Source organism: Nocardioides sp., from assembly GCF_041913365.1.
In the GTDB taxonomy this organism is placed as follows: Bacteria; Actinomycetota; Actinomycetes; order Propionibacteriales; family Nocardioidaceae; genus Nocardioides.
In genome coordinates this window covers 1-22,852 of sequence record NZ_JAYSFM010000015.1, presented here as the reverse complement: position 1 = coordinate 22,852, position 22,852 = coordinate 1, and the positions used below count along the sequence as shown (strand labels likewise).

General features: G+C 69.9%; 21 protein-coding genes. 12 read left to right on the top strand and 9 right to left on the bottom strand.

What is annotated here, in order from left to right:
• Positions 1 to 4 precede the first annotated feature (4 nt).
• On the top strand, positions 5 to 1,177 hold the full coding sequence (locus tag ACE3QY_RS20625; RefSeq protein ID WP_374457938.1) for an acyl-CoA dehydrogenase family protein: 1,173 nt from the start codon (positions 5 to 7) through the stop codon (positions 1,175 to 1,177).
• A 15-nt stretch (positions 1,178 to 1,192) separates the two neighbouring features.
• On the opposite strand, the gene ACE3QY_RS20620 is transcribed toward ACE3QY_RS20625, so the two are convergent.
• Positions 1,193 to 1,756 carry a TetR/AcrR family transcriptional regulator gene (locus tag ACE3QY_RS20620; RefSeq protein WP_374457937.1) on the bottom strand — a complete coding sequence of 188 codons (564 nt, stop codon included), beginning with the start codon at positions 1,754 to 1,756 and terminating at the stop codon, positions 1,193 to 1,195.
• Between the two features lie 74 nt (positions 1,757 to 1,830).
• On the opposite strand from ACE3QY_RS20620, the gene ACE3QY_RS20615 reads away from it, so the two are divergent.
• Positions 1,831 to 2,157, top strand: a complete 327-nt coding sequence (locus ACE3QY_RS20615) for a multidrug efflux SMR transporter (protein WP_374457936.1) — start codon at positions 1,831 to 1,833, stop codon at positions 2,155 to 2,157.
• Between the two features lie 54 nt (positions 2,158 to 2,211).
• The gene (locus tag ACE3QY_RS20610; RefSeq protein ID WP_374457935.1) at positions 2,212 to 3,051 is read left to right on the top strand and encodes a hypothetical protein; all 840 of its coding nucleotides are present in this window, start codon (positions 2,212 to 2,214) and stop codon (positions 3,049 to 3,051) included.
• On the opposite strand, the gene ACE3QY_RS20605 is transcribed toward ACE3QY_RS20610, so the two are convergent.
• The 6 genes from ACE3QY_RS20605 to ACE3QY_RS20580 all read right to left on the bottom strand — a co-directional run bounded on the left by ACE3QY_RS20605 (position 3,029) and on the right by ACE3QY_RS20580 (position 8,887).
• Positions 3,029 to 4,720 (bottom strand): copper resistance CopC/CopD family protein, encoded by a 1,692-nt coding sequence (locus ACE3QY_RS20605; protein WP_374457934.1) that lies wholly within the window; start codon positions 4,718 to 4,720, stop codon positions 3,029 to 3,031. The genes ACE3QY_RS20610 and ACE3QY_RS20605 overlap by 23 nt on opposite strands.
• Positions 4,717 to 5,427 carry a YcnI family protein gene (locus tag ACE3QY_RS20600; RefSeq protein ID WP_374457933.1) on the bottom strand — a complete coding sequence of 237 codons (711 nt, stop codon included), beginning with the start codon at positions 5,425 to 5,427 and terminating at the stop codon, positions 4,717 to 4,719. Before ACE3QY_RS20600 ends, ACE3QY_RS20605 begins: the two co-directional genes overlap by 4 nt.
• Before the next feature lie 66 nt (positions 5,428 to 5,493).
• Complete coding sequence (locus ACE3QY_RS20595; RefSeq protein ID WP_374457932.1) at positions 5,494 to 6,042, bottom strand: hypothetical protein; 549 nt, start codon at positions 6,040 to 6,042, stop codon at positions 5,494 to 5,496.
• A 50-nt stretch (positions 6,043 to 6,092) separates the two neighbouring features.
• Positions 6,093 to 6,509, bottom strand: a complete 417-nt coding sequence (locus tag ACE3QY_RS20590; RefSeq protein WP_374457931.1) for a DUF1707 domain-containing protein — start codon at positions 6,507 to 6,509, stop codon at positions 6,093 to 6,095.
• The gene (locus ACE3QY_RS20585; RefSeq protein WP_374457930.1) at positions 6,506 to 7,216 is read right to left on the bottom strand and encodes a PadR family transcriptional regulator; all 711 of its coding nucleotides are present in this window, start codon (positions 7,214 to 7,216) and stop codon (positions 6,506 to 6,508) included. The genes ACE3QY_RS20590 and ACE3QY_RS20585 overlap by 4 nt, the downstream gene beginning before the upstream one ends.
• Positions 7,217 to 7,366: 150 nt before the next feature.
• Positions 7,367 to 8,887, bottom strand: a complete 1,521-nt coding sequence (locus ACE3QY_RS20580) for a hypothetical protein (protein ID WP_374457929.1) — start codon at positions 8,885 to 8,887, stop codon at positions 7,367 to 7,369.
• A gap of 228 nt (positions 8,888 to 9,115) precedes the next feature.
• Between ACE3QY_RS20580 and ACE3QY_RS20575 the strand changes: the two genes are divergently transcribed.
• Positions 9,116 to 9,814, top strand: coding sequence for a hypothetical protein (locus tag ACE3QY_RS20575; protein WP_374457928.1), 699 nt, complete (start codon positions 9,116 to 9,118; stop codon positions 9,812 to 9,814).
• A 1,165-nt stretch (positions 9,815 to 10,979) separates the two neighbouring features.
• On the opposite strand, the gene ACE3QY_RS20570 is transcribed toward ACE3QY_RS20575, so the two are convergent.
• Together ACE3QY_RS20570 and ACE3QY_RS20565 are read right to left on the bottom strand one after the other, a co-directional pair.
• Positions 10,980 to 12,326 (bottom strand): hypothetical protein, encoded by a 1,347-nt coding sequence (locus ACE3QY_RS20570; protein ID WP_374457927.1) that lies wholly within the window; start codon positions 12,324 to 12,326, stop codon positions 10,980 to 10,982.
• A gap of 196 nt (positions 12,327 to 12,522) precedes the next feature.
• Positions 12,523 to 13,725, bottom strand: a complete 1,203-nt coding sequence (locus tag ACE3QY_RS20565) for an LCP family protein (protein ID WP_374457926.1) — start codon at positions 13,723 to 13,725, stop codon at positions 12,523 to 12,525.
• 25 nt (positions 13,726 to 13,750) lie between these two features.
• Here ACE3QY_RS20565 and ACE3QY_RS20560 point away from each other — a divergent pair, with 25 nt between their 5' ends.
• The 8 genes from ACE3QY_RS20560 (at position 13,751) to ACE3QY_RS20525 (ending at position 22,774) form a co-directional block, all read left to right on the top strand.
• On the top strand, positions 13,751 to 14,254 hold the full coding sequence (locus ACE3QY_RS20560; protein WP_374457925.1) for an acyl-CoA thioesterase: 504 nt from the start codon (positions 13,751 to 13,753) through the stop codon (positions 14,252 to 14,254).
• Positions 14,255 to 14,345: 91 nt separating this feature from the next.
• Entirely contained in the window at positions 14,346 to 15,881 is a 1,536-nt protein-coding gene (locus ACE3QY_RS20555; protein WP_374457924.1) for an LCP family protein, read from the top strand.
• Between the two features lie 31 nt (positions 15,882 to 15,912).
• Positions 15,913 to 16,842 (top strand): glycosyltransferase family 2 protein, encoded by a 930-nt coding sequence (locus ACE3QY_RS20550; RefSeq protein WP_374457923.1) that lies wholly within the window; start codon positions 15,913 to 15,915, stop codon positions 16,840 to 16,842.
• Positions 16,839 to 17,756, top strand: a complete 918-nt coding sequence (locus tag ACE3QY_RS20545) for a glycosyltransferase family 2 protein (RefSeq protein ID WP_374457922.1) — start codon at positions 16,839 to 16,841, stop codon at positions 17,754 to 17,756. The genes ACE3QY_RS20550 and ACE3QY_RS20545 overlap by 4 nt, the downstream gene beginning before the upstream one ends.
• A gap of 35 nt (positions 17,757 to 17,791) precedes the next feature.
• Positions 17,792 to 18,988 (top strand): UDP-galactopyranose mutase, encoded by a 1,197-nt coding sequence (gene glf, locus ACE3QY_RS20540; RefSeq protein ID WP_374457921.1) that lies wholly within the window; start codon positions 17,792 to 17,794, stop codon positions 18,986 to 18,988.
• Positions 18,985 to 21,009, top strand: a complete 2,025-nt coding sequence (locus ACE3QY_RS20535) for a glycosyltransferase (protein ID WP_374457920.1) — start codon at positions 18,985 to 18,987, stop codon at positions 21,007 to 21,009. The genes glf and ACE3QY_RS20535 overlap by 4 nt, the downstream gene beginning before the upstream one ends.
• On the top strand, positions 21,006 to 21,977 hold the full coding sequence (locus ACE3QY_RS20530; protein ID WP_374457919.1) for an ABC transporter permease: 972 nt from the start codon (positions 21,006 to 21,008) through the stop codon (positions 21,975 to 21,977). Before ACE3QY_RS20535 ends, ACE3QY_RS20530 begins: the two co-directional genes overlap by 4 nt.
• Positions 21,977 to 22,774: an ABC transporter ATP-binding protein gene (locus ACE3QY_RS20525; RefSeq protein ID WP_374457918.1), complete on the top strand. Its 798-nt coding sequence runs from the start codon at positions 21,977 to 21,979 to the stop codon at positions 22,772 to 22,774. Before ACE3QY_RS20530 ends, ACE3QY_RS20525 begins: the two co-directional genes overlap by 1 nt.
• Positions 22,775 to 22,852: the final 78 nt, after the last annotated feature.

The following is a 22,852-nucleotide window of genomic DNA, read 5'->3' as shown; positions in this document are numbered from 1 at the left end:
GGCCATGAGCGAGTTCCCCCTCTACGCCCTGTCCGAGGAGCACCAGGCGATCCGCGAGGCCGTCCGCGCGGTGGCCGACGCCAAGATCGCGCCCTTCGCCGCCGCGGTCGACGAGGAGGCCCGCTACCCGTCCGAGGCCGCAGCCGCGCTGCTCGCCTCGGACTTCCACGCCCCGCACGTGCCCGAGCAGTACGGCGGCGCCGGGGCCGACGCGCTCGCCACCGTGCTGGTCATCGAGGAGGTCGCCCGCGCGTGCGTGTCGTCCTCGCTGATCCCCGCGGTCAACAAGCTGGGCTCGCTCCCCGTGCAGATCTCCGGCTCGGAGGAGCTCAAGCAGAAGTACCTCGGCGCCCTGGCCCGCGGCGAGGGCGGCTTCTCCTACTGCCTCTCCGAGCCCGACGCGGGCTCCGACGCCGGCGGCATGAAGACCCGCGCGGTCCGCGACGGCGACGAGTGGGTGATCGACGGCGTGAAGCGCTGGATCACCAACGCCGGGGAGTCGGAGTTCTACACGGTCATGGCCGTCACCGACGCCGAGAAGAAGACCCGCGGCGGCATCTCCGCCTTCGTGGTGGAGAAGTCCGACGAGGGCGTCTCCTTCGGCGCCCCGGAGAAGAAGCTCGGCATCAAGGGCTCGCCCACGCGCGAGGTCTACTTCGACAAGGTGCGGGTCCCCGCCGACCGGATGATCGGCGAGGAGGGCACCGGCTTCGCGACCGCGATGAAGACCCTCGACCACACCCGCGTCACCATCGCCGCGCAGGCGGTCGGGGTCGCGCAGGGTGCGCTCGACTACGCGCTCGACTACGCCAAGGAGCGCCAGCAGTTCGGGAAGTCGATCGCCGACTTCCAGGGCCTGCAGTTCCTGCTCGCCGACATGGGCATGAAGGTCGAGGCGGCCCGCCAGATGACGTACGCCGCCGCCGGCCGCTCCGAGCGCGGCGACGACGACCTGACGTTCTTCGGCGCCGCGGCGAAGTGCTTCGCCTCCGACGTCGCGATGGAGGTCACCGTCAACGCCGTGCAGGTGCTCGGCGGCTACGGCTACACGCGCGACTACCCGGTCGAGCGGATGATGCGCGACGCCAAGATCACCCAGATCTACGAGGGCACCAACCAGGTCCAGCGCATCGTGATGGCACGGCAGCTCCTCGCCGGGGTCCAGTCGGAGCTCTGAGCAGACCGACCACCCTCAGTCGGCCAGCGCCGCCACGGCGTCGGCGAGGTCGCTGACGGCCCGCCTGCGGGAGGTGGGGGAGACGTCCAGCGGTGCGTCGAGCTGGAAGCCGAGGAACGCGGCGTCGATGATCGTGACCGCGCGCCCGGCCAGGGTCCGGGGCACGCCCGACTTCGTCAGGTGCGTGACCAGGGACGCCGTCCAGCGGCCGTTGGCCTCGCGCACGATGCTGGCGTACGGCTCGCGCCCGAGCAGGCCGAGTGCCGCCGCCTCGACGTAGAGCCGTGAGCACGGCTGGAGCTCGGGTGAGCACCAGGCGGACCACAGGTCGCGCACGGCGGCGCGCAGGTCTGCCGACGCCGGGAGGGCGGAGACGTGCTCGACGGAGCGGTCGTTGGACTCTCGCAGGACTGCGGCGACCAGGTCGTCCTTCGTGCCGAAGTGGTAGAGCAGCATGCGGTCGCTGGTGCCGAGGGAGGCGGCGAGCGGACGCAGGCTCAGGCCGATCAGGCCCTCCCGCAACGCGTAGTCGGTGGCGGCGTGCGTCCAGGCCTCACGACGTCCGGGATCCTGGGGCATGCGCCGGAGTGTAGCAAGTGCTACAGTTGGACATGTAGCACCTGCTACAACGACCCGGGAAGTGAGTCCGCACCATGTACGCCGCGCTGGTCCTGCTGTTCGCCGCGATCGCCGCCGAGGTGGCGGCCACCGCGTCGCTCCCGCGCACGCAGGGCTTCCGCGACCCCGTGTGGGCGGCGTTGGTGGTCGGCGGCTACGCGGTCTCGATCTGGCTGCTCGCCCTGGTCGTGCGGCACATGTCGGTGTCGACGGCGTACGCCATCTGGGCAGGTCTCGGCACCGCGGCCGTCGCGGTCATCGGTGTGCTCTGGCTGGGCGAGTCCCTCACCGTCGCGAAGGTCGTCGCGTTGAGCATGATCATCACCGGCGTGGTCGTGCTCAACCTCCAGGGTGCGCACTAGCCCGCTGGGTGCACCCTCGACTCCACGCTCGACAGCGCCTCGTAGGCTGCGCCCGTGACCGTACGCCGCCGAGTGACCGCAGTCGCCGCCGTCGGCCTCCTCGCCGTCACGGGCTGCACGGCCGGGGACCCCGGGCAGGTGGCCGCTGGCCACTCCCACGCCGGCGGCGGCATCGTGTCGATGGCCGTCGGTGACGGCACGACCGTCTCCGAGGTCGGCTACACCCTGAGCGACCTGCAGGTGCGGGAGAAGCCGCGCGGGATCGGGGAGGTCCGCTTCCGCATCGACGACTACGACGGCGACCCGGTCACCGACTACGTCGAGGAGCAGACCAAGGAGCTGCACCTCTACGTCGTCAACGACGCGCTGACCGTCTTCCGGCACCTGCACCCCACGCGCGCCGAGGACGGCACGTGGTCCGCGCCCTTCGACGTACCGGACGCGGGGTCGTACCGCGTGGTCGCGGAGTTCGTCGCGAAGGACGAGGGCGGCAACGGCGACCACGTCGTGCTCGGCCGGCCCCTCGCGCTGCCGCCCGGCGACCCCGGCGACACCGTCGCGGAGGACCGGGTCGTCGGCGTGACCGTCTCGCAGGCGCCCGACGCCGGCCCCGACGGGCTGCTGCGGCTCGTCGTGCGCGACGCGCAGCGCCAGCCGGTCAAGCTCGGCACCTACCTCGGCACCTACGGTCACGTCACCGGCTTCAACACCGAGACGGGCGCCATGGTCCACCTCCACCCGCTCGACGCGCCGGACGTCACCGAGGACGGCTCCGAGCTGACCTTCCACGCCGACATCGCGCAGGCCGGCGACTACCGGCTCTTCGTGCAGGTCCGGGTGGACGGGTTCCTGCACACCGTCCCGGTCGAGCTCACGGTCGGACGCGCAGCCTGACCGTCGTCACAGGGCTCTCGAAGCGGCTCAGCACGATGCTCACCTGCACCTCCCACTCGCCGGCCCGCGGCACCACGACCTCGCCCTGGTAGGTGCCGGCCGCGATCGGCCGCACCGTCACCTCGCCGACGTCGAGACCCTCGGTCCGCAGCGACACGACGGGGTTGGCCGGCGGGTCGTACGGGTCGCCCGCCGCGTCCTGCACCTGCACCAGCAGCGTGTTGCTGCCGACGCGTTGCGGGTCCATCACGGCCAGCACCCGCAGGTCGCCCGCGGTGGCCGCCCCGGTGCCCGTCGTGCCCGTCGCCGCGGTCACCGGCGCCGGCCGCGGGGACTTGTTGACCAGCACCCCGGTGACGCCGAGCAGCACGACGAGCAGCACCGCCTCGACGCGCACCGTGCGCGTCACCAGGCCGGCGGCACGCTCGCGGTCCCCGAAGCCGGCCGCGGTCCGCACGGCCGGGAGCGTGCGCCAGCGGTTCCAGCCGCCGATGGCTGCCACGAGGACCGCGAGGCCGACCTTGACCAGCAGCAGCCGGCCGTACGTCGTCTCCACCAGGAGTGCCCACGACCCGACGATCCGCCAGGTGAGGAAGGCGCCGGCGCCGGCGACGACGAGCAGCAGGCCGCCGGCGAGGGTCGAGAAGCGGGCCAGGGTCTGCGCCGCCAGCAGCTCGCGGCCCGAGAGCGCGCGCAGGGTGAGGACCAGGCCGACCAGCCCGCCGAGCCACATGGCTCCCGCGGTCACGTGCAGCACGTCCCAGGTGATCATCACGGGCGCCGGGGGGAAGGCCCGGGTGTGGCCCACGAGCGAGGGCCCGGCCAGCGCCAGGACGGCGCCGACGCCGACCACGCGGCCGGACGACAGTGTCGGGGCGACGTCGGCCAGGCCCCGGACCACCACGCCGAGCCCGACCACCACCAGCGCGGCGCTGAGCACCTCGTTGACCACCAGCCCGGCGTCGAAGCCGGGCAGCAGGTCGGCGAGCTCCTGGCCCTGCGCGTAGGCCGAGGCCACCGGCACCTGCAGGACCGCGCCGACCGCGGCCACCCCGGCGGCGTACGCCACCAGCCGGCGCAGCCGGCCGCGGGTCTCGCCCCCGGCCCAGGTGCGCGGGAGGACCAGCACGACGAAGAGCGCCAGTCCGGCCGCAAGCAGCAGCCCGACGTACGTGACCACGGTCAGGCCGTCGCGCAGCACCGTCACTGCCGCCGAGGAGCTCTCCGGCTCGGGCGGCGCGACGACCGACGCGCTGGGGGCGCCGACCGAGAAGGTGAGGGCCCCCGAGATCGGGTGACCGTCGCCGGAGAGCACGTTCCACGACACGACGTACGTGCCGTCGTCGAGCGCGGCGGCGTCGGCGAGGTCGACCCGGACCTCCTCGCCGCTCGCCCCGGCCGTCGAGGCGACCTCGTCGCCCTGCGCGTCGTAGACCGCGATCTGCTGCGAGGTCAGCCGGACCGGCTCGTTGAAGGTGAGCGTCACCGTCTCGGGGGCGACGTCGACGATGGCGCCCTCGTCCGGGTCGGAGTCGACCAGCTCGGCGTGGGCGGACGCGGGGGCGCCCGCACCCACCACGACGAGGAGTGCGAGCGCGAGCGCGACCAGCGCGGCGGAGACCGGGCCCGAGGCCCGGCGCCACCACGCCGGTCGCGTCGCGGGAGTCACGACGCCGTGCGCGTCCGGGCCAGGGCGAGCCCGCCGGCCGCCAGGCCGACGAGGCCGGCGGCGAGGCCGGCCCAGCCGAGCGCTGCCGAGCTGTCGGTGTCGTCGGCCTCAGTGGCCTCGGTGGCCTCGGGCTCCTCGGAGGCCGCCTCGCCGTGGTGCCCCTCGCCGCTCGCGGGCAGGATCTCGAACGACGGGGCCGGGTGCTCGAGCGCGTCGGCGTCCTGGCCCTCCGCGGCGACCTCGATCCAGTCGGTGCTGCCCTTCGCGCAGGTCTGGATCGTCGGGAAGGCGAGCACCTCGCCCTCCGCATCGGGCACCTGGAAGGACAGCTCGAAGGTGTCGCGCTCGCCATCGGGGAGCGGGGTGGTGGCGGTGTAGGTGATCGAGGACGTGCGCTCGGTGACCTCGTTGCCGTGGGCGTCGGTCGTCGGCTCGTCGAGCTGGGTGATCGTGCTCTCCAGCTCGTAGTAGGGGTTCCGCGTGGGCGTGACCGACAGGACCGACTCCGGGACCTGGATCTCGATCTTCGTGGTGGGCGACCCCTCGCAGCCGTGGGGGACGCTGAACGTCGCCACGGTGAAGGCGCCGGCCGACGCGTCGGTGACGGTCGCGCCGACGTGGGCGCTGGCCGGCGCGGCGACCACGAGGGCGATGGCCGCGGTGGCGGCCGGGAGCGCGCAGGCGCGCGCAAGGGTGCGGGTGGACATGGGTCTCCTGAGTGAGTGTGGTGCGGGTCTTGGGGGCGCGTGGGCACACCCGAGCCCGCGTCGGGCTCAGGTGTGCAGGACCGCCCGGGGCGGCCCGCGCCTCGGCGAGGCCAGCAGGTGCACCAGCGAGACGTACGCCCGGACCTCCGCGCGCGGGGCCCGGAGGCGGACCGCGACGAGGGGTGCGGGACGGGAGACGAACGAGACGACCAGCGAGGCGGCGCGGCGGCCGGCCCACCACAGCACCGCGGTCAGCAGCGTGACGAAGAGGTGGGCGGTGACCATCTGCCAGGTCCAGCCCGGGTCGGGCGCGGCCGCCGCGTCGTGCCCGGTGTGGACGTGCTCGGCGACGAGCCCGAAGGACTCGTGGAGGCCGAGCTGGGCGGCGGCGACGACCGGCAGGAGCGCCCAGGCGGGCACCTCACGCGCGAGGACCAGGTAGCCACCGCCGAGGACGACGGCGGTGATCAGCACGAGTCCGGGGGCGGTCGGGACGGTGCCGCCGGCCCACGTGTGGGCCGAGACGGCACCGGTGAGGACCACGACGGTCGCGGCGAGGGCGCGCGCCAGGGCGTACGGAGCACGCACGTGCTCGACGCTCGGCTCGGCCCTCATGCGGCACATCGTGTCAGAGCGCCACCGGGGGTCGGCCCGGCGCCCGGGGACTACCAGCCGTGGTGACCTCTCGGCCGGCGGTAGTCACCGTGCCCGTACGCCGGTGCGCAGCGCCCGCGGCGACCCTTGGCGAAGAACATCAGCGGGAAGATCAGCAACCACAGCGGCGCCTCGGTGATGACGCTCAGCACGATGAGGAGTGCGAGCACCGGCAGCAACGGCAGCCGGAAGCCCTTCCGGCTCCGCTGCGGTGCCGGCTTCGCGGGCGGGTACGACACCTGGGGCCGGGGGAGGTCGCTGAAGAGCACCGCGAGGTCGGCGCGGGTGCGCGCGGTCCAGATCGCGTCGAGGCGTTCGTCGTACTCCTCGTGGTCGAGGCGACCGTCGGCGTAGTGCATGGCCAGATCGGCCATGGCGCGCTCGCGGTCGGCGTCGGAGACGCGCAGGCGCGGATCGGGGGCGCTCATCGCTCGCCGTCCCGTCCGTCGACGTCCCGCCCGTCCGCGAGGATGCCGTAGAGCCGGCGGCGGGTGTCGGCGAGCACGTCGAGTGCCGCCCGCCGCTGCTGCTCCGACCCCTGGGTGACCAGCTGCCACACGGCGCTGACGACCTGGCCGATCTCGCTCTTGATGTCGGCCTGCCCGGAGGGCTGCTCGCTCGCGGGCTGCTCGGCGCGGGCGAACGGCGCCCACACGGCCGCCAGCTCGTCGGCGTGCTCCTCGGCCCAGCTGGCGCCCTGATCGGTGAGCCGGATGGTGCGACGGCCGCGCGCGTCGTCGGACTCGACGAGGTCCTCGTCCTGGAGCTGCTGGATGGTCGGGTAGACCGAGCCGGGGGAGGGCCGCCACTCGCCGTTGCTGAGCTCGGCGATCTCCTGGATCACCTGGTAGCCGTTGATCGGCTCGTCGGCCTTCCGGGCGCGGTGCAGGACGTCGATGATCGCGGTGCGGACGTCACCGCGCCGCACGCGCGGTCCGCGCTGCTGCGGCCGCTGCGGTGCTGTGGCGAAGCCGAGCAGCTCGCCCAGCCACGGCGGCGGGCCGCCCGCACGGCGCCCGGGTCCGGGGCTCCAGGTGCCCCAGCCGCCGCCCGAGCGGTGGTCGGATCGGTGGTCTGAACGGTGGTCGGGTCGGTCGTCGCCGGGCCAGTCGGCACCGGGCCAGTGGTGTCCCATGTCGGGCTCCCTCGAAGTCGTACGCTGGTGGAAGTTCGTGATCTATCGCGCAACTATCGAAGACGTATCGCGATATATCGTGAGCGTACGCCGACGAATCCGGCCGGGCAAGGGAGATGCGCGGCCGAGTTCTGCTGAGGAACGGGTGGGTCAGGTGAAGTAGAGCTCGACGCCGTCGTCGATGGCGTCGGCCATCGCTTGTGCCTGGTCTCCGGTGAGTCGTGTCGTGCCGGTGTGGTCGACGAGGAATGCCTGCCCGTGTGGGGTCTGCCAGAGGTGTCGGCCGGGGCCGACGACGCGGGTGGTGAGGCCGCCGTGGGTCTTGGTGCGGTGGTGGCGGCGGCGGAGGGGGCCGGAGTTGTGGGGGCCGGTCTGGCCGGGTGGTCCGGTGTCGTCGTAGGGGATGGCGTGGTCGTAGTCGACGTTGTCGCGGGTGGCGGTGCGGGGGGTGTAGGGGAAGCAGTCGCCGCCGGTCTGGGTCCAGACGTGGTCCTTGATGACCTCGGGGTGCTCGTAGGCGTCGACCCGGCGTCGCATCCGCAGGTCGAGGACCGGTGTGACGGTCACATCGGCGTGGCCGAGGACCTCGGCCAGCTGGCGTACGTCGATGGGGCCGAGGCCCTCGATGCGCGCGACGCCGGTGCCGGTGCGGAGCGCGTCGTCGGTGAGGTGGACGAACAGGCGCCCGCGGCCGCGCATCTTGGCGAGCCGCCGGGCCGGGATGGCGGCGAGCTTGTCGAGGGTGTCGGCGAGGTGCTCGGGCACCCAGGCGGGCCGCCCCTCGTGCTCGTCCGTCTCGGTGTGCTCGTCGTCGGTGTGGTCGGTGTCGGTGTGCTCGTCGTCGGTGTGGTCGGTGTCGGTGTGCTCGTCGTCGGTGTGGTCGGTGTCGGTGTGGTCGGTGTCGGTGTGGTCGAGGAGGAGCTTGAGGAGGTCGGCGGGGCGGGCGAGCCAGCCCATCGCGATCGAGCGGAGCTCGTCGTGGTTGTGGTCGGCGCCCATGGTGGTGGCGAGGATGTCGGCGATGCGGTCGAGCATGGCGTCGAGCCAGGCGGCGTCGCCGGCGGTGACGCGGGCGATGAGGTGGCGGTAGCCGAGCTCGTCGGAGCGTGACAGTGACACGTAGCGCTGGTGGCGGGACCGCTCCTGTTCGGCGCGGTGGGTCTCGGGGTCGGCCTCGATGACCTTGGCGCGGGCGATCTCGAGGACGGTGGAGGGTGCGTGCCCGGCGATGGCCTTGGCGACCGCGCGGTCGACCTTCACCACCTGGTCGGTGAGCAGTGCGCGGGAGATGACGGCGACCTTGCGTGCGACCCAGGGCTCGCAGTCGCCGGCCTCGACGACCGCCCACGTCAAGGGCAGTCGGTGGGTCAGGTCGAGCCCGTCGGCGATCAGCGCCCGGGTCGTCGCGGGATGGGTCTCGCGTGCCATCGCGAGCTCGGGGATCGCGTGCTCACGCACCGAGGGGGTGCCGTCACCGCCGGGGGTGACCATGGGGTCGCGGTCGTCGCGTGGGTGGCCGTGGATGACCGCCCACTGGATCGCCAGCCGCAGCTCCTCGACCTCCGCCAGCCGACGCGCACGCAAGGCCTGCGTGGCCAGACCCAGGATCTGGCTTGCGGGCGCCTCGTCAGCCGGGCGGTGCGGCTGGGCGAGGGAGCGGGTGATCGACATGCCTCATGCTATCGAACACCTGTTCGAAGCACAAGCGTTCATCGAACTGTGGAGGCGGGCAATCGCGGCGGACTGACGCGGGTCGCGAGTGCATCGAGTGCCGCTACTCGTCGCTGGGGAAGGACTACGAGCCCGTCCCGTGGAAGACACAGTCGACGAGAGTCTTGGGACGCGAGAAGGCACGCGCGATCTGCTGACAGCCGTCAAAACCCGACATACGGTCCGGTCATGAAGATCCGCAGTGCCCTCGCTCTTGTCGCCGCCCTCGTTGTCACCGGCGCGCTTACGTCTCCCGCGCACGCCGCGAATGAGGTCCGTGTGAGTATGGTCGGCGGGGTCCTTTACGACACCTGTGGCGATTACGGCTTCTCCTACGCTGCCTCCCTGCCGGCAGGGTATGGCCCCTACTGGAACATGGATCTCGAACTCATCGGACCCGACGGAAACATTGCCGCGTCGACCTACCTCTACGGCGAGGCGGCGTCGGGCGTGGACACGATGCAGATCTGCAACTCACCGAACCTGCCTGGCACCTACACCATTCGCGGCACTGGGGAGACGCGCAACTCAAGCTCGGACTACATCCCGATCTCAGTTCTGAGCAGCTCCGTCACCTTCCGGCTCCCGATGACACGCACCAGCATCAAGGCCACGCCCAAGAAGCCCGAAAAGGGCCAGGTCGTGCGGTTCGCAATCACAAGCACGGACGAACGTCCCAATGGCTACTTCGGAACCGCATACGCGGACGTGCGACTCCAGGTGCGACGTGGCGGCTCGTGGAAGACGCTCACGAAAACCTCGACGAACGACAGCGGCCGCGTCGTCGCGAAGGCTCGCCACTCTGGCAAGAAGGTCCGGGTTCGTGCGCTTACCGACGGGTCGAGTAGCCACACCGGCTCCACCTCTCGGATCATCAAGGTCGGCTGAGCTCACGTCGAGTTAGGCGGAGCGCTGGTGCCGACCGGTATGTCTGACTGGAACACCGATCGTGAGGCAGCGAGCCCCCGGCATCCACCCGAGCTCGATTCCGAAGATGATCCGTCGGGTTGCGGTTGCGCGGGATGTCCCGAGCCCGGTCAACCGCATCTCGGCAGGTTAGGACGTTGCAGGCGTCCTCTACAGGCGGCGAATTTCGCGCTTGAGAGGTACAGGCCCTCACAACGGAACCGCGCCCGACGCGGAATCGTTCCTACTCCGTCGCTACACCTCGACGTCTTCGACGTGTCCGACGGCTCCTGAACCCCGGCGTTGCCATCGTCGGCCACGAAAGGTGAACGTGAGCGTTACTTGATCTGCTTCGTCACGCTGCCAAGCGGCTAAGTCAGTTGGCACCGGAATGGGATTCGTCGTCAGTTCCCTACCGCGGAGCTCGGTTTGGTCGGTCCCTCCGGCCTCGAGCGTGTGAGTGCGCTTGCCCAAGGGACCGAACCGATCGTGCACCGCATCAACGTTGTAGGCGGGACTCTCACTAGCGCCGTTGAACTTGATGAATCGAATCTCATCGAAGTGGTGTCCGTTGTCGACCCCCACTTGCACTCAATTGTGACTAGGGCTGCCATCTTCTCGTCTCGCTTGAACGCCGCCGCTTCTTCTTGTTCAAGCCGCACGCGCTCGAGCCGGGCCGACTCTTCCAGCCGTTCACGCTCGATGCGCTCGTCGTCGCGTCGCTGTACCTCAGCCGCGCGACGTTCTCGCTCCTCCGCTCGGAAGGCAATCACTGCGAACCCGACTGCACCCACTGTGCCGAGTCCACCGACCCAGGTGCCGACCGCTTCAATCGCGGATACTCGCGGCTCGCATGCGTTGCCGCACGAGGTCCAACTGCCTAACCACCATCCGACGGCAGCACCCACCACCACGCCGACGAACACCAAGAAGGCTGACCTCCAGTGGGCGTCGAGCCAGTTTGAGTGGCGGTCTCGATTCGTCATGGCGCGACCCTATGAGAACTCAGCTCTCGCATGTCAGCACCCATCGCGCTCGGCGTCTCGCGACGAGGGCGTCTCATGACTTCATCGAATCCTCGTCTGCGATGGCGCATGTGGAGCGCGACCAGTCGCGCTTCCCGGCGATGGATGCCCTGGCGTGACAGTCACACCTCCGGTGACTCATTGGTCATCGAGAGGTCGAGGGCGCCTTGACCAAGAAGGTCTCGCTTCTTGGCGAAGTGGACTAGCCAGCCCTTCGATGTGAGCGAGATTGATCGCCGGCGTCCATCAACTTCGTCACGGCTGCTTATCGCTAGGTCGAATCGCTCGAGCTCCACGACGTTCTTTCGCATATGGGTCCGGTCGTTGAAGCCGTACGCGTCATGGTCTCCAGGAGCCGCGGTCCCACCGGCGGTCGCCAGGTCCTCCAAGAGTCGCCACATCCGCCCCTGTAGCCGAACGTCTCGCGCTGACTTCTCGGCAAGGTTGTCGACCCAAGCCATCAGCGAGTTCTCAATTTCAGCCGGCGATGAGTCCAAGAAGAACGCTGGATCGTGGTCGAGCGCGAAGTCCTGCGCGTACCCAAATGTATCCCGCAGGTTCTCGTTGCTCACGTCGTAGATGTAGCCGAAGCCGTCGGCATTCACGGGCGTGTTAGCCCGACCGCTCTCGTCGACGGAAAACACGTGTACCCGGGCATCAATCAACGACTCGATGTAGCGGCGCTCAACCGGAAGGAGGTCGACCGGGTCGGCTAGCACGCCGTTAAGTCGAGGAGTGTTCGCCAAACTGCGAGCGATTCCACGAGCGCCGCATAGTACCCAGCGCAGTCCCGGCAACTGGAGAACGGGATCCCGAATCTCCTCTAGTACACGGCGGGCGCTGGATGACGTGTCGAGGAGCTCAAGGTTGTCCAGCGTCCCGACAAATCCACCACTGTTACCGGGAAATGCTTCCTGCAAAGCTCGACGGAGCATCGTTTGGAAGCCGGAGTCCGTGAACGCCGATCCCGTGTTCAGGCCCGTTCCCGTAGTGGCGTAACCGCCCCCAAGGGGCGTGCTGACTCCGCCGCCCTTGCTCGATCGATAAGTTGGCGCATTTAGCCATGTCTCAAGGTCATCGACTCTCGGGACCCTGCGCCCCGCGGCCCGGAGGTCATCGTGATGGGCAATGAATGCCTGCGCGATCGCAAAGTAGACGTCTCGGATCAACTCCGAGCCGTCGTCCTTCATCTGCAAAGGCTCGCCCAAGGGCAAGAAGAGCTGCTGGGATCTTCCTTCCTTGAAGTCCTGAGACATTACATACGCAGCAACCGCGACGAGGCTGGTCTTGCCAACTCCGTTCTGTCCCTCCAACACGGGGTGGAGGTCGCTATTCCGGACCCGCTTTGTTAGGGCGGCGAGTTCGTCGTCACGTCCAACGAGGAGACGGCGACCGTCGGCGGTAGGAGCGAGCGCCCTTACCGCGTAGGGGTTCGCGCGAAATCCTAAGTCGAGCCAGAAGTCAGACACAGACCGCATGTTACGTACTGAAATCAGCCGAGACCGCCGGAGCGCTCGGAGCGGACGAAGACACTCGCACGAGCAGCGCAGCCGCCCGGCACGCCAGCGAAAGGAAGGACGTGCGACATAGTGGGCGCTTCGCAGCGCCACCTCGCAGCGCCAGCCCGCGCCCGCCCCTCACCCCGCGCACGCGGGACCGGAGGGTTCAGCTTCGCGCACGCCCCGTCGGCGTACAGGCGGCCTTGGGCACCGTCGTGTCCTCGATGATCGCGTTGAAGAGGGCCGGAGCGCGGTCCGGGTCGGCGATGATCCGGTTGGGGTCGCTGGGCGCCGACAAGTTGGGCATGGTGCAGGTCTGGCTGTCGCCGGTCATGGCGAGCGCGAACCGGCCGAGGTCGAGCGGGTTCATCTCCTCGTCGACGCGGATCGCGCCGGAGGCGGCCTTGTTGAGCTTCCAGTAGCGCACCGGGTTCACGAAGGTCCACGGCGTCTTGGCCTCGCTGCCCAGCGCGCTGATCACCTCACGCTGGCGGGCGACGCGGTCGAGGTCGCTGAGCGCCGTCACGTGCCGGGACCGGGAGTACGCCAGCGCGGTGAGGCCGTCGACCTCCTGGCAGCCCTTCTTGATGTCGAGGCGGGCCAGCGGGTCCTTCATGTCCTGCTTGGGGCAGATCTCCACGCCGCCGAAGGCGTCGACGGTGTTGATCACGCTGCCGAAGCCGAGCTCGACGTAGTGGTCGATGTGGATGCCGGTCAGCGCCTCCACCCGCTGGACCAGCAGCGGGGCCCCGCCGCTGGCGAAGGCGGCGTTGATCATCTGGGTCCCGCCGTCGGGCACCTCGACGAGGGTGTCGCGGGGGATCGACATCATCGTGCGTCCGCCCGAGCCGGTGTGGAGCACGATGATCGTGTCGGTGTTGGTGCCACCCCGCTCGGGGGTGTCGAGCACCTCGCGCTGCTCGTCGGTGAGGTCGTCGGCCTTGTCGGAGCCGACGATCAGGTAGTTGGTGCCGGGCTGGTCGCCGGGTCGGTCGCCGCTGGGCTGCGCGTCGACCTTGTCGATCTTGGTCCAGAAGTAGAGGGGGACGGCGACGAGCCAGACCACGATGAGCAGGAGGAGCAGCGGGATCAGCCCGAGCCGCAGGCGCGGGCGCCAGCGGCGCTTCTTCGGCTTCGGCGGCGGGGCGCTGGCCGCGGTGCGGGTGCGACCCGGAGGCTGGCCGCCCGAGCCGCGGGCCTCGCGCCGGGCCACCGGCATCACGCGCGTCTCGTCGGGGCGGTCGGCGCCCTGGGCGGGCACCTGCCGCGTGACGTCGCTCGACGGGGACTGCGACTGGCTCCCGTAGAGCCAGTCGTACTCCGGTGTTCCCTTCTCGGGCATCCCGGAGCCCTGCGGACGATCAGCCATGAGAAGGGACGCTACCGTGCCGAGCATGACCGAGAGCGCACCCCGACCCACGTCGTACAGCCGGGTGAGCCTGGGCATCATGGCCCACTCGAGCGAGGCCAACCTCCTCGGCAACGTGCACGGCGGGGAGATCATGAAGCTCGCCGACTCCACCGCGGGCGCGGTCGCGCACCGCCACAGCGGCGGTCCTGCCGTGACTGCGGCGATGGACGAGATGACCTTCCTGGCGCCGGTCCACGTCGGCGACATCATCAAGACCTACGCCCAGGTGAACTGGGCCGGCACGTCCTCGATGGAGATCGGGGTGCGCGTCGAGGCGCAGCCGTGGGGCAACGCCGGCGACGAGCCGGTGCACGTCGCCAGCGCCTACTTCGTGTTCGTCGCCATCGACGACGACGGGAAGCCGCGGCCCGTGCCGCCGCTGGAGACCGAGACGCCCGGTGACGTACGCCGTCAGCGCGAGGCCGAGATCCGCCGCGCGCACCGGCTCGCCCGCAAGGCCGAGATCGACCAGGGCCGCGAGGCCTGACCCGGACCGTCACGGCGCGTCGCGACCCGATGTGACGGGTGTGACTGGTGATACTGGGCGAGCTGACTTCCCCCAGCAGAGAGGCCTCCCGATGCCGCCCGTCCCGCCCTCCGGGTCGCGCCAGCCGCGGTTCACCACGCTCGACCGTGCGCAGCGCGTCCGGTTCCGTCGGGCGGTGAGCCTGATGCTGATGACCTTCGTGCTGCCGGGCTCGGCCCAGCTGGTCTCCGGCAACCGCCGGGTGGGACGGATCGCGCTCCGGACCTGGTTCGCGCTGGTGGTCATCGGCCTGGTCGCGCTGGTGGCGTCGTACTTCTGGCACGGGGTCGCGTTCTGGGCCGGCACCAACACCACGCTCCTGCAGGTCCTGCGGCTGGGCCTGATGGCGCTCGCCATCGGCTGGGCCTACCTGTTCGTCGACGCCTGGCGCCTCGGCCAGCCGCTGACCCTTCAGCGCCAGCACCGGCTCGCGATCGTCGGCGTCAACGGCTTCCTCTGCTTCAGCGTCGCCGGCGCGCTGCTCTTCGGCGCGCACATGGTCGGCGTGCAGCGCCAGTTCATGATCACGATGTTCGGCGACGGCTCGGCCGTCGGCGCCCACCACGGCCGCTACAACGTGCTGCTCATGGGCGGCGACTCCGGCGCCGGCCGCTGGGGCCTGCGCCCCGACTCGATGACGGTGGCCAGCATCGACGCCGAGACCGGCAAGACGGTGCTGATCTCGCTGCCGCGGAACATGCAGAACTTCCCGTTCCCCGAGGGCTCGGTGATGCACGAGCAGTTCCCCGACGGCTTCGACGAGGAGGGGATGTACCTCAACGGCCTCGCCACATGGGCGCTCGACCACGCCTCCTTGTTCAAGGGGTCGAAGAACCCCGGCGTCGACGCCACGATCGAGGGTGTCGAGGGCATCACCGGCCTGAAGATGAACTACTGGGCGATGGTCAACCTCCAGGGCTTCAAGGACCTCGTCGACGCGGTCGGCGGCGTGGAGCTCAACGTCCGGCAGAAGATCCCGGTCGGCCTGCCGAGCGACTCCTACTTCCACTACATCGAGCCCGGCACGCGCACGCTCAGCGGCGTCGACACGCTCTGGTTCGCGCGGGCCCGCTACGACTCCGACGACTACTCCCGCATGGCGCGCCAGAAGTGCGTGATGAGCGCGATGCTCCAGCAGGTGAGCCCGCAGACCGCGGTGACCAACTTCCAGAAGATCGCCAAGGCGAGCTCGGCGATGGTCTCCACCGACATCCCGCGCGGCGAGGTCGACCGCTTCGTCGACCTGGCCCTCAAGGCCAAGGGCCAGAAGATCGCCACGCTCTCCCTCGTGCCCCCGATGATCAACACGGCGAACCCCGACATCGCGCTGGTGCACGAGAAGGTGGCCGCGGCGATCGCGAAGGCCGAGGGCGTGAAGCCGGAGACGGAGACTGTGGAGGCGGCGCCCGAGACCGAGTCCGACGCCGGCACCACCACCGAGGCGCCCGCCGCCACCAAGGGCGGCGGCAAGGGCAAGGGCGCCACGCCCGCGCCGCCGACCGCGCCGTCGGTCACCGGTGGCTCGCTCGGCTCGATGTCGGAGGGCTACGCAGCCAACGAGTCGGAGGACCTGGGCGCGGTTTGCTGAGGGTGTCCACCGGGCCCCTAGTGTGTACGCCGTGACGACCGGACCCCTGCCTCGCATCGTGGCGGTCGTGGTCACCTTCAACCGGCTCGGCCTGCTCGAGAAGCTCGTGGACCGGCTCGGTGAGATCGAGGGCCTGGCCGAGGTCCTCGTCGTCGACAACGCCTCGTCCGACGGCACGGGGGAGTGGCTCGCCGGCCGGTCCCACACGGGCGAGGTCGGGCTCCGGGGCCGCAGCCTGCCGACCAACCGCGGTGGCGCGGGCGGCTTCCACGACGGGCTGGCCTGGGCCATCGACCGCGGCGCCGACCTCGTCTGGCTGATGGACGACGACGGCCTGCCCGACGTCGACTGCCTCGAGCGACTGCTGGAGGAGACCGACAACCTCGACTTCTGGGGTCCGCTCGTCGTCGACGAGGCCGACCCCGACCGGCTGGTGTTCCCCATCCGCATCCCGGGCGGCACCCGCGTCGTGCACGCCGTCGAGGACGTACGCCGGGTCGCGAAGGCCGACCGCATCGACGGGATCGTCATCCCGTTCAACGGCGTGCTCGTGACCAAGGAGCTGGTCGACCGGATCGGGCTCCCGCGCGAGGAGTTCTTCATCTGGGGCGACGACCACGAGTACCGCCTGCGCGCTGAGGAGGCCGGCGCTCGCGTCGCCACCGTGGTCACCGCGACCGTGCGGCACCCCAGCGTGGGCAACCTCGGCACGCCGATGATGTTCGGCCGCACCACCTACAACGACTCGCCCAGCGACCTCAAGCACTACTGCATGGCCCGCAACAACCTGGTCAACCTCCGCGACTACAAGGGCCCGCTGCACGCGACGGCCTTCGTGGTGAAGACCGCGTGGTTCTACACCTTCACCCGGCCCAGCCTGTCGCGGCTGCGGCTGAGCCTCAGCGCCATGCGTGCCGGCATCGCCGGCGACTTCGACGGGCACCGGAGGTTCCTCGGATGACGGGACAGGACGGGCGGGAGACCGTCGCGGTCGTCGTCGTCACCCACAACCGCGCCGACCTGCTCTCGCGCCTGCTCGACGGGCTGGCCGCCCAGACCCGGCGCCCCGACGCGGTCGTCGTGGTCGACAACGCCAGCGCCGACCACACCGCCGAGGTGCTCGGCGCGCGCACCGACCTGCCGCTCCACGTGATCACCCAGGACAACCTCGGCGGCGCGGGCGGCTTCCACGCCGGCGTGCGAGCGGCGTACGACGCCGGGTGGGACCGGCTGTGGCTGGTCGACGACGACGTGGTGCCCGCCCCCGGCTGCCTCGAGGCGCTCATGGCGGTGGACGAGGACTGCCTCATCGCCGTACGCGAGGACCTCTCGGGGGCCCTGGTCGAGAAGGCCGCGATCGACTTCGACCTGCACAACCCGCTCGCGATCCACCCGAAGCGCGCCGCGGTCGACACCGTCTACGCCGACCGGGCGTCGATGCCGGCGCTCGTGGAGGTGCAGAACGTCGCCTTCGAGGGCTTCATGGCACGTCGCCCGGTCATCGCGGAGATCGGCTTCCCCGACCCCGCCTTCTTCATCTTCTACGACGACGCCGAGTACGCCGTCCGCGCCCGGCGCGCCGGCCACCGGATCATGGCCGTGCGCGACGCCGTGCTGGTGCGCCAGCTCGACTTCAACCAGCAGCACGACCTGTCGGGCTGGAAGGGCTTCTACATGTACCGCAACCTCTTCGTGGTGCACCTGCGCCACGGGGAGAACGCCCTCGTCCGGCTCAAGCCGTGGCTGATCACGCTGGCCGTGGTGCTGCTCAGCCCGGTCCGCGGCGGGCGGGCCGAGGCCCGCAACGTGATCCGCGCCATGGCCTCGGCGCGGGGCATGCGCCGCCTCTCCGATCCGGCCCGACCCCCTCGCTAGACTCGACAAGCCTCTCAACCACAGGAGTTCCTCCCTTGTCCCAGGGCTCACCCGACCTTCCCGACCTCGTCATCGTCGGCGCCGGCCTCTTCGGCCTCACCATCGCCGAACGCTGCGCCGAGGAGCTGGGCCTGCGCGTGCTCATCCTCGAGCGCCGCCACCACCTCGGCGGCAACGCGTACTCCGAGCGCGACCCCGAGACGAACGTCGAGGTGCACAAGTACGGCGCCCACCTCTTCCACACCTCCAACGAGCGGGTGTGGGAGTACGTCAACCGGTTCACCGAGTTCACCGACTACAAGCACCGGGTCTTCGGCAAGTACCAGGGGCAGGTCTACTCCCTGCCGATGAACCTCTCGCTGATCAACCAGTTCTTCGGCAAGTCGCACACCCCCGACGAGGCGCGTGCGCTCATCGCCGAGCAGTCCAGCGAGATCGCGACCGAGGACGCCTCCAACCTGGAGGAGAAGGCGATCAGCCTGATCGGCCGCCCGCTCTACGAGGCCTTCATCAAGGGCTACACCGCCAAGCAGTGGCAGACCGATCCCACCGAGCTGAGCGCGGACATCATCACCCGTCTCCCGGTGCGCTACACCTTCCAGAACGGCTGGTTCAGCGACACATACGAGGGCCTGCCGGTCGACGGCTACACCGCGTGGCTGACGAAGATGGCCGACCACCCCAACATCGAGGTCCGTCTCGACACCGACTTCTTCGAGGTCGCCGACGACTACAAGGGCAAGGTCCCGATCGTCTACACCGGCCCCGTCGACGAGTACTTCCACAACTCCGAGGGCCGCCTGTCGTGGCGCACCGTCGACCTCGAGGAGAGCGTCGTCGACACCGACGACTTCCAGGGCACCGGCGTCGTCAACTACAACGACCAGGACGTCCCCTTCACCCGCATCATCGAGTTCAAGCACTTCCACCCCGAGCGGGAGAAGACGCACCTGCCGGGCAAGAGCGTGATCGTGCACGAGTACAGCCGGTTCGCCGAGGAGGGCGACGAGCCCTACTACCCGGTGAACACGGCCGACGACCGCGCCAAGCTGCTGAAGTACCGCGAGCTCGCCAAGGCCGAGCCCATGGTGCTCTTCGGCGGCCGCCTGGGCACCTACAAGTACCTCGACATGCACATGGCCATCGGCTCGGCCCTGTCCATGTACGACAACAAGCTCAAGCCGCACTTCACCGAGGGCGCCGAGCTGACCAGCGGAGGCATCGAGGCATGAGCGCCACCACCACCGACACGTCGAGCGTCACCCGGCTGCTCCAGCGGCAGATCCTCCCGATCGACCGGGACACCGACGTCTTCCCGCTCTACGTCGACCTCGAGGAGGCCAAGCTCGACACCGACCGCGACGCGGTGGGCGGCGACAAGGCGGCCAAGGACCTCAACAACGCGGCGATCCGCCAGTCGACCTCGACCGGCCGCAAGCTGCACCCCGACCAGATCCGCTCGCGCACCGCGCTCCGGCTCGAGCCCTCGCAGCTGCTGTCCTTCGGCACCTACTTCAACGCCTTCCCGGCGTCGTACTGGCGTCGGCACACGGTGGTCACCGACATCGAGCTGACCGTGTCGGTCACCGGCCCCGGGTCGGTCGTGACGGTCTACAAGTCGATGGCCCGCGGGCACTCCCAGCGCGTCGCGGCCGCGACCGTTGAGGGCGACTCGGGCACCTTCACCTTCGACCTCACCCTCAAGCCCTTCGTCGACGGCGGCTGGTACTGGTACGACGTCGTCGCCGGTGACCACGGCGCGACCGTCGAGGGCGCCGAGTGGACCGCCCAGGTCCCGGCCGACCGCGCCGAGCACGGCACCGTCGACGTCTGCATCACCACGATGCTGCCCGACATGAGCGCCCAGCTGCTCGGTCAGCTCGGCGCGGCCGAGGAGCTGCAGCCCTACCTCGACACCGTGTTCGTGATGGACCAGGGCAAGGACAAGGTCACCGACAGCCAGCACTTCCCGGCGGCGAAGGCGGGCCTCGGCGACAAGCTCCGCGTCCTCGTGCAGGGCAACCTCGGCGGCTCGGGCGGCTACGCCCGCGGGCAGCTCGAGAGCGTGCGCAAGGGCACCGCGACGTACGCGATGATGATGGACGACGACGTCGTCTGCGAGCCCGAGGGCATCATCCGCGCGGTCACCTTCGGCGACCTGGCCAAGCGGCCGACCATCGTCGGTGGCCACATGTTCAACCTCTACAGCCGTGCCGAGCTGCACTCCTTCGGCGAGATCGTCCAGCCGTGGCGCTTCTGGTGGCAGACCCGCCTGGACGGCTACTCCCAGTGGGACTTCGGCGCCCGCAACCTGCGCTCCTCGCGGTGGCTGCACAAGCGCGCCGACGTCGACTTCAACGGCTGGTTCATGTGCCTGATCCCGCGCGTGGTGCTCGAGGAGGTCGGCCTGTCGCTGCCCGTCTTCATCAAGTGGGACGACTCCGAGTTCGGCCTGCGCGCCAAGCAGGCGGGCTACCCGACCGTGTCCTTCCCAGGCGCCGCCGTGTGGCACGTGCCGTGGACCGACAAGAACGACGGCCTCGACTGGCAGTCGTACTTCCACCACCGCAACCGCATCATCGCGGCGCTGCTGCACTCGCCCTACGAGCGCGGCGGCCGGATGGTGCGCGAGAGCTTCAACCACCAGGTCAAGCACCTGGCCTCGCTGCAGTACTCCACCGCCGAGCTGCGGCACCTGGCGATGGAGGACGTGCTGCGCGGTCCGCACGCGCTGCACGGCGAGCTGTCGACCAAGCTGGCCGACATCAACGCCTTCCGCAAGCAGTGGTCCGACGCCCAGCTGCTCGCCGACCGCGACGACCTGCCCCCGGTGCGCCGCAAGAAGCCGCCGAAGAAGGGCAAGTCCGACATCGAGATCCCGGGTCGGAAGTCCACCCTCGTCGCCGCGGCCCTCGCGCCGCTGCGCCAGCTCCGCCCGGTGCGCGAGATGTCGGGGGAGTACCCCGAGACCGAGCTGACCGCGATGGACGCCAAGTGGTGGAACCTCGTGAAGTACGACTCGGCCGTGGTCTCGATGAACGACGGCAGCTCGGTCGCGCTCTACAAGCGCGACCCCGAGCACTACCGCGACCTCCTCAAGCGGACCATCGAGATCCACCGCCGCTTCCACCGCGAGTGGCCCCAGCTGGCCCAGCAGTACCGCGACGCGCTCGGCGACATCACCTCGCCGGAGTCGTGGGAGAAGACGTTCGCGCCGTGGACGGGCGACGAGTCCCAGGACGGCGATGCGTGAGCGCCGCCAGTCCTGAGGCGACGCCGGACCCGCGCCCGGTCGAGGTCCGGCACGACCTGGCGCACGTGCCGCTGGCCCCGCCCTCGCGCACGTCCGGCGTCTTCGAGGTCTTCCGCCGCCGCTACCTGCTGCGGCTGATGGTGCGCCGGGAGATCCGTGCGCGCTACGCCGGCACCGCCTTCGGCCTGGCCTGGTCCTACATCAACCCGTTCACCCGGTTCCTGACGTTCTACTTCGTCTTCGGCCTGCTGCTCGGGCGCGGCATGGGCCTGGAGAACTTCGCCATCCACCTGTTCGCCGGGATGGTGCTCGTCAACTACTTCACCGAGTCCGTCACCGCCGGCACCCGCTCCCTGCTGTCCAACAAGGGCGTGATCGCCAAGATGGCGATGCCGCGGGAGATGTTCCCCGTGGCGTCGATGCTCGTCTCCCTGTGGCACACGATCCCGCAGCTGATCATCCTGCTGCTCGCCTGCCTGGCGTCCGGCTGGTGGGGCGACGGGCCGATGTGGGTGCCCGACGCGGTCGGCATGGGGGCGGCCCTGCTGGGTTTCCTCATCATCATGGTCTGGGGCACGGCGTTCGGGCTGATGTTCTCGTGCATCAACGTGATCTTCCGCGACTTCCAGCGCATCGTGCAGACCTTCATCAACCTGGTGCCGTTCAGCGTGCCGATGATGTACGCCTACCACCTCATCGCCGACGGCGACCGGATCCCGCTGAAGTACCACGACGTCTACGTCGCCAACCCGGTCGCCGTGGCCGTCATGCTGATCCAGCGCGGCTTCTGGTACCCCACCTGCGAGCCGGCCTGCGCGGTCAACCCCCAGACCGGCGCACCGCTGCCGGAGTTCGTCAGCGACCTCTTCCCGCGCGGCTTCGTCATGCTCGCCATCGGCGTGGTCGTGCTGGCTGCCGGCCAGTTCATCTTCTCCCGTCTCGAGAAGACCGTCCCGGAGCGCCTCTGATGAGCACCACCTCGATCGTCGTCGACAACGTCTCCAAGACGTTCCGCTACCAGGCGCACCCGACCCTGAAGAAGGTCCTGCAGAGCAAGATGCGGGGCCAGAAGACCAGCGACGTCTTCAAGGCGCTCGACGGGGTGTCCTTCGAGGTCCAGCAGGGCGAGTCCATCGGCCTGATGGGCCTCAACGGCTCCGGCAAGTCGACCCTCCTCAAGCTCGTCAGCGGCGTGATGCGCCCCGACGAGGGCCAGGTGCTGACCCGCGGCCGGATCTCCGGGCTGATCGCCACCGGCGCCGGCTTCCACAACGAGCTCACCGGCCGCGACAACATCTACATGAACGCCGCGATGCTCGGGATGTCGAAGGACGAGACCGACTCCAAGTTCGACGACATCGCCGCCTTCGCCGACGTCGGCCGCTTCCTCGACACCCCGGTGGGCAACTACTCCTCCGGCATGTTCGCCCGGCTCGGCTTCTCCGTGGCGGTCCACGTCGACTGCGACATCTTCATCGCCGACGAGGTGCTCGCGGTGGGGGACCGACCCTTCAAGCGCAAGTGCCTCAAGCGCATGAAGGAGATCCGCGAGTCCGGCATCACGATGTTCTACGTCAGCCACTCCGCGGGCTCGGTCAAGAAGATGTGCGACCGCGCCATCGTCCTCGAGAAGGGCAGGGTCGGCTTCGACGGCGACGTCGAGGGCGCCATCAAGTTCCTCCACTACGACGGTGACGACGAGGAGCCGGACTCGGAGGAGAGCTCCGAGGACGAGCGCGACGACGCCCTCGCCAGCGACATCTGAGACACGCGACGTACGCCTCACCGGAGCGGTGGTCCACCTACATTCCGCAGCCTGGAAATGTAGGTGGACCACCGCCCC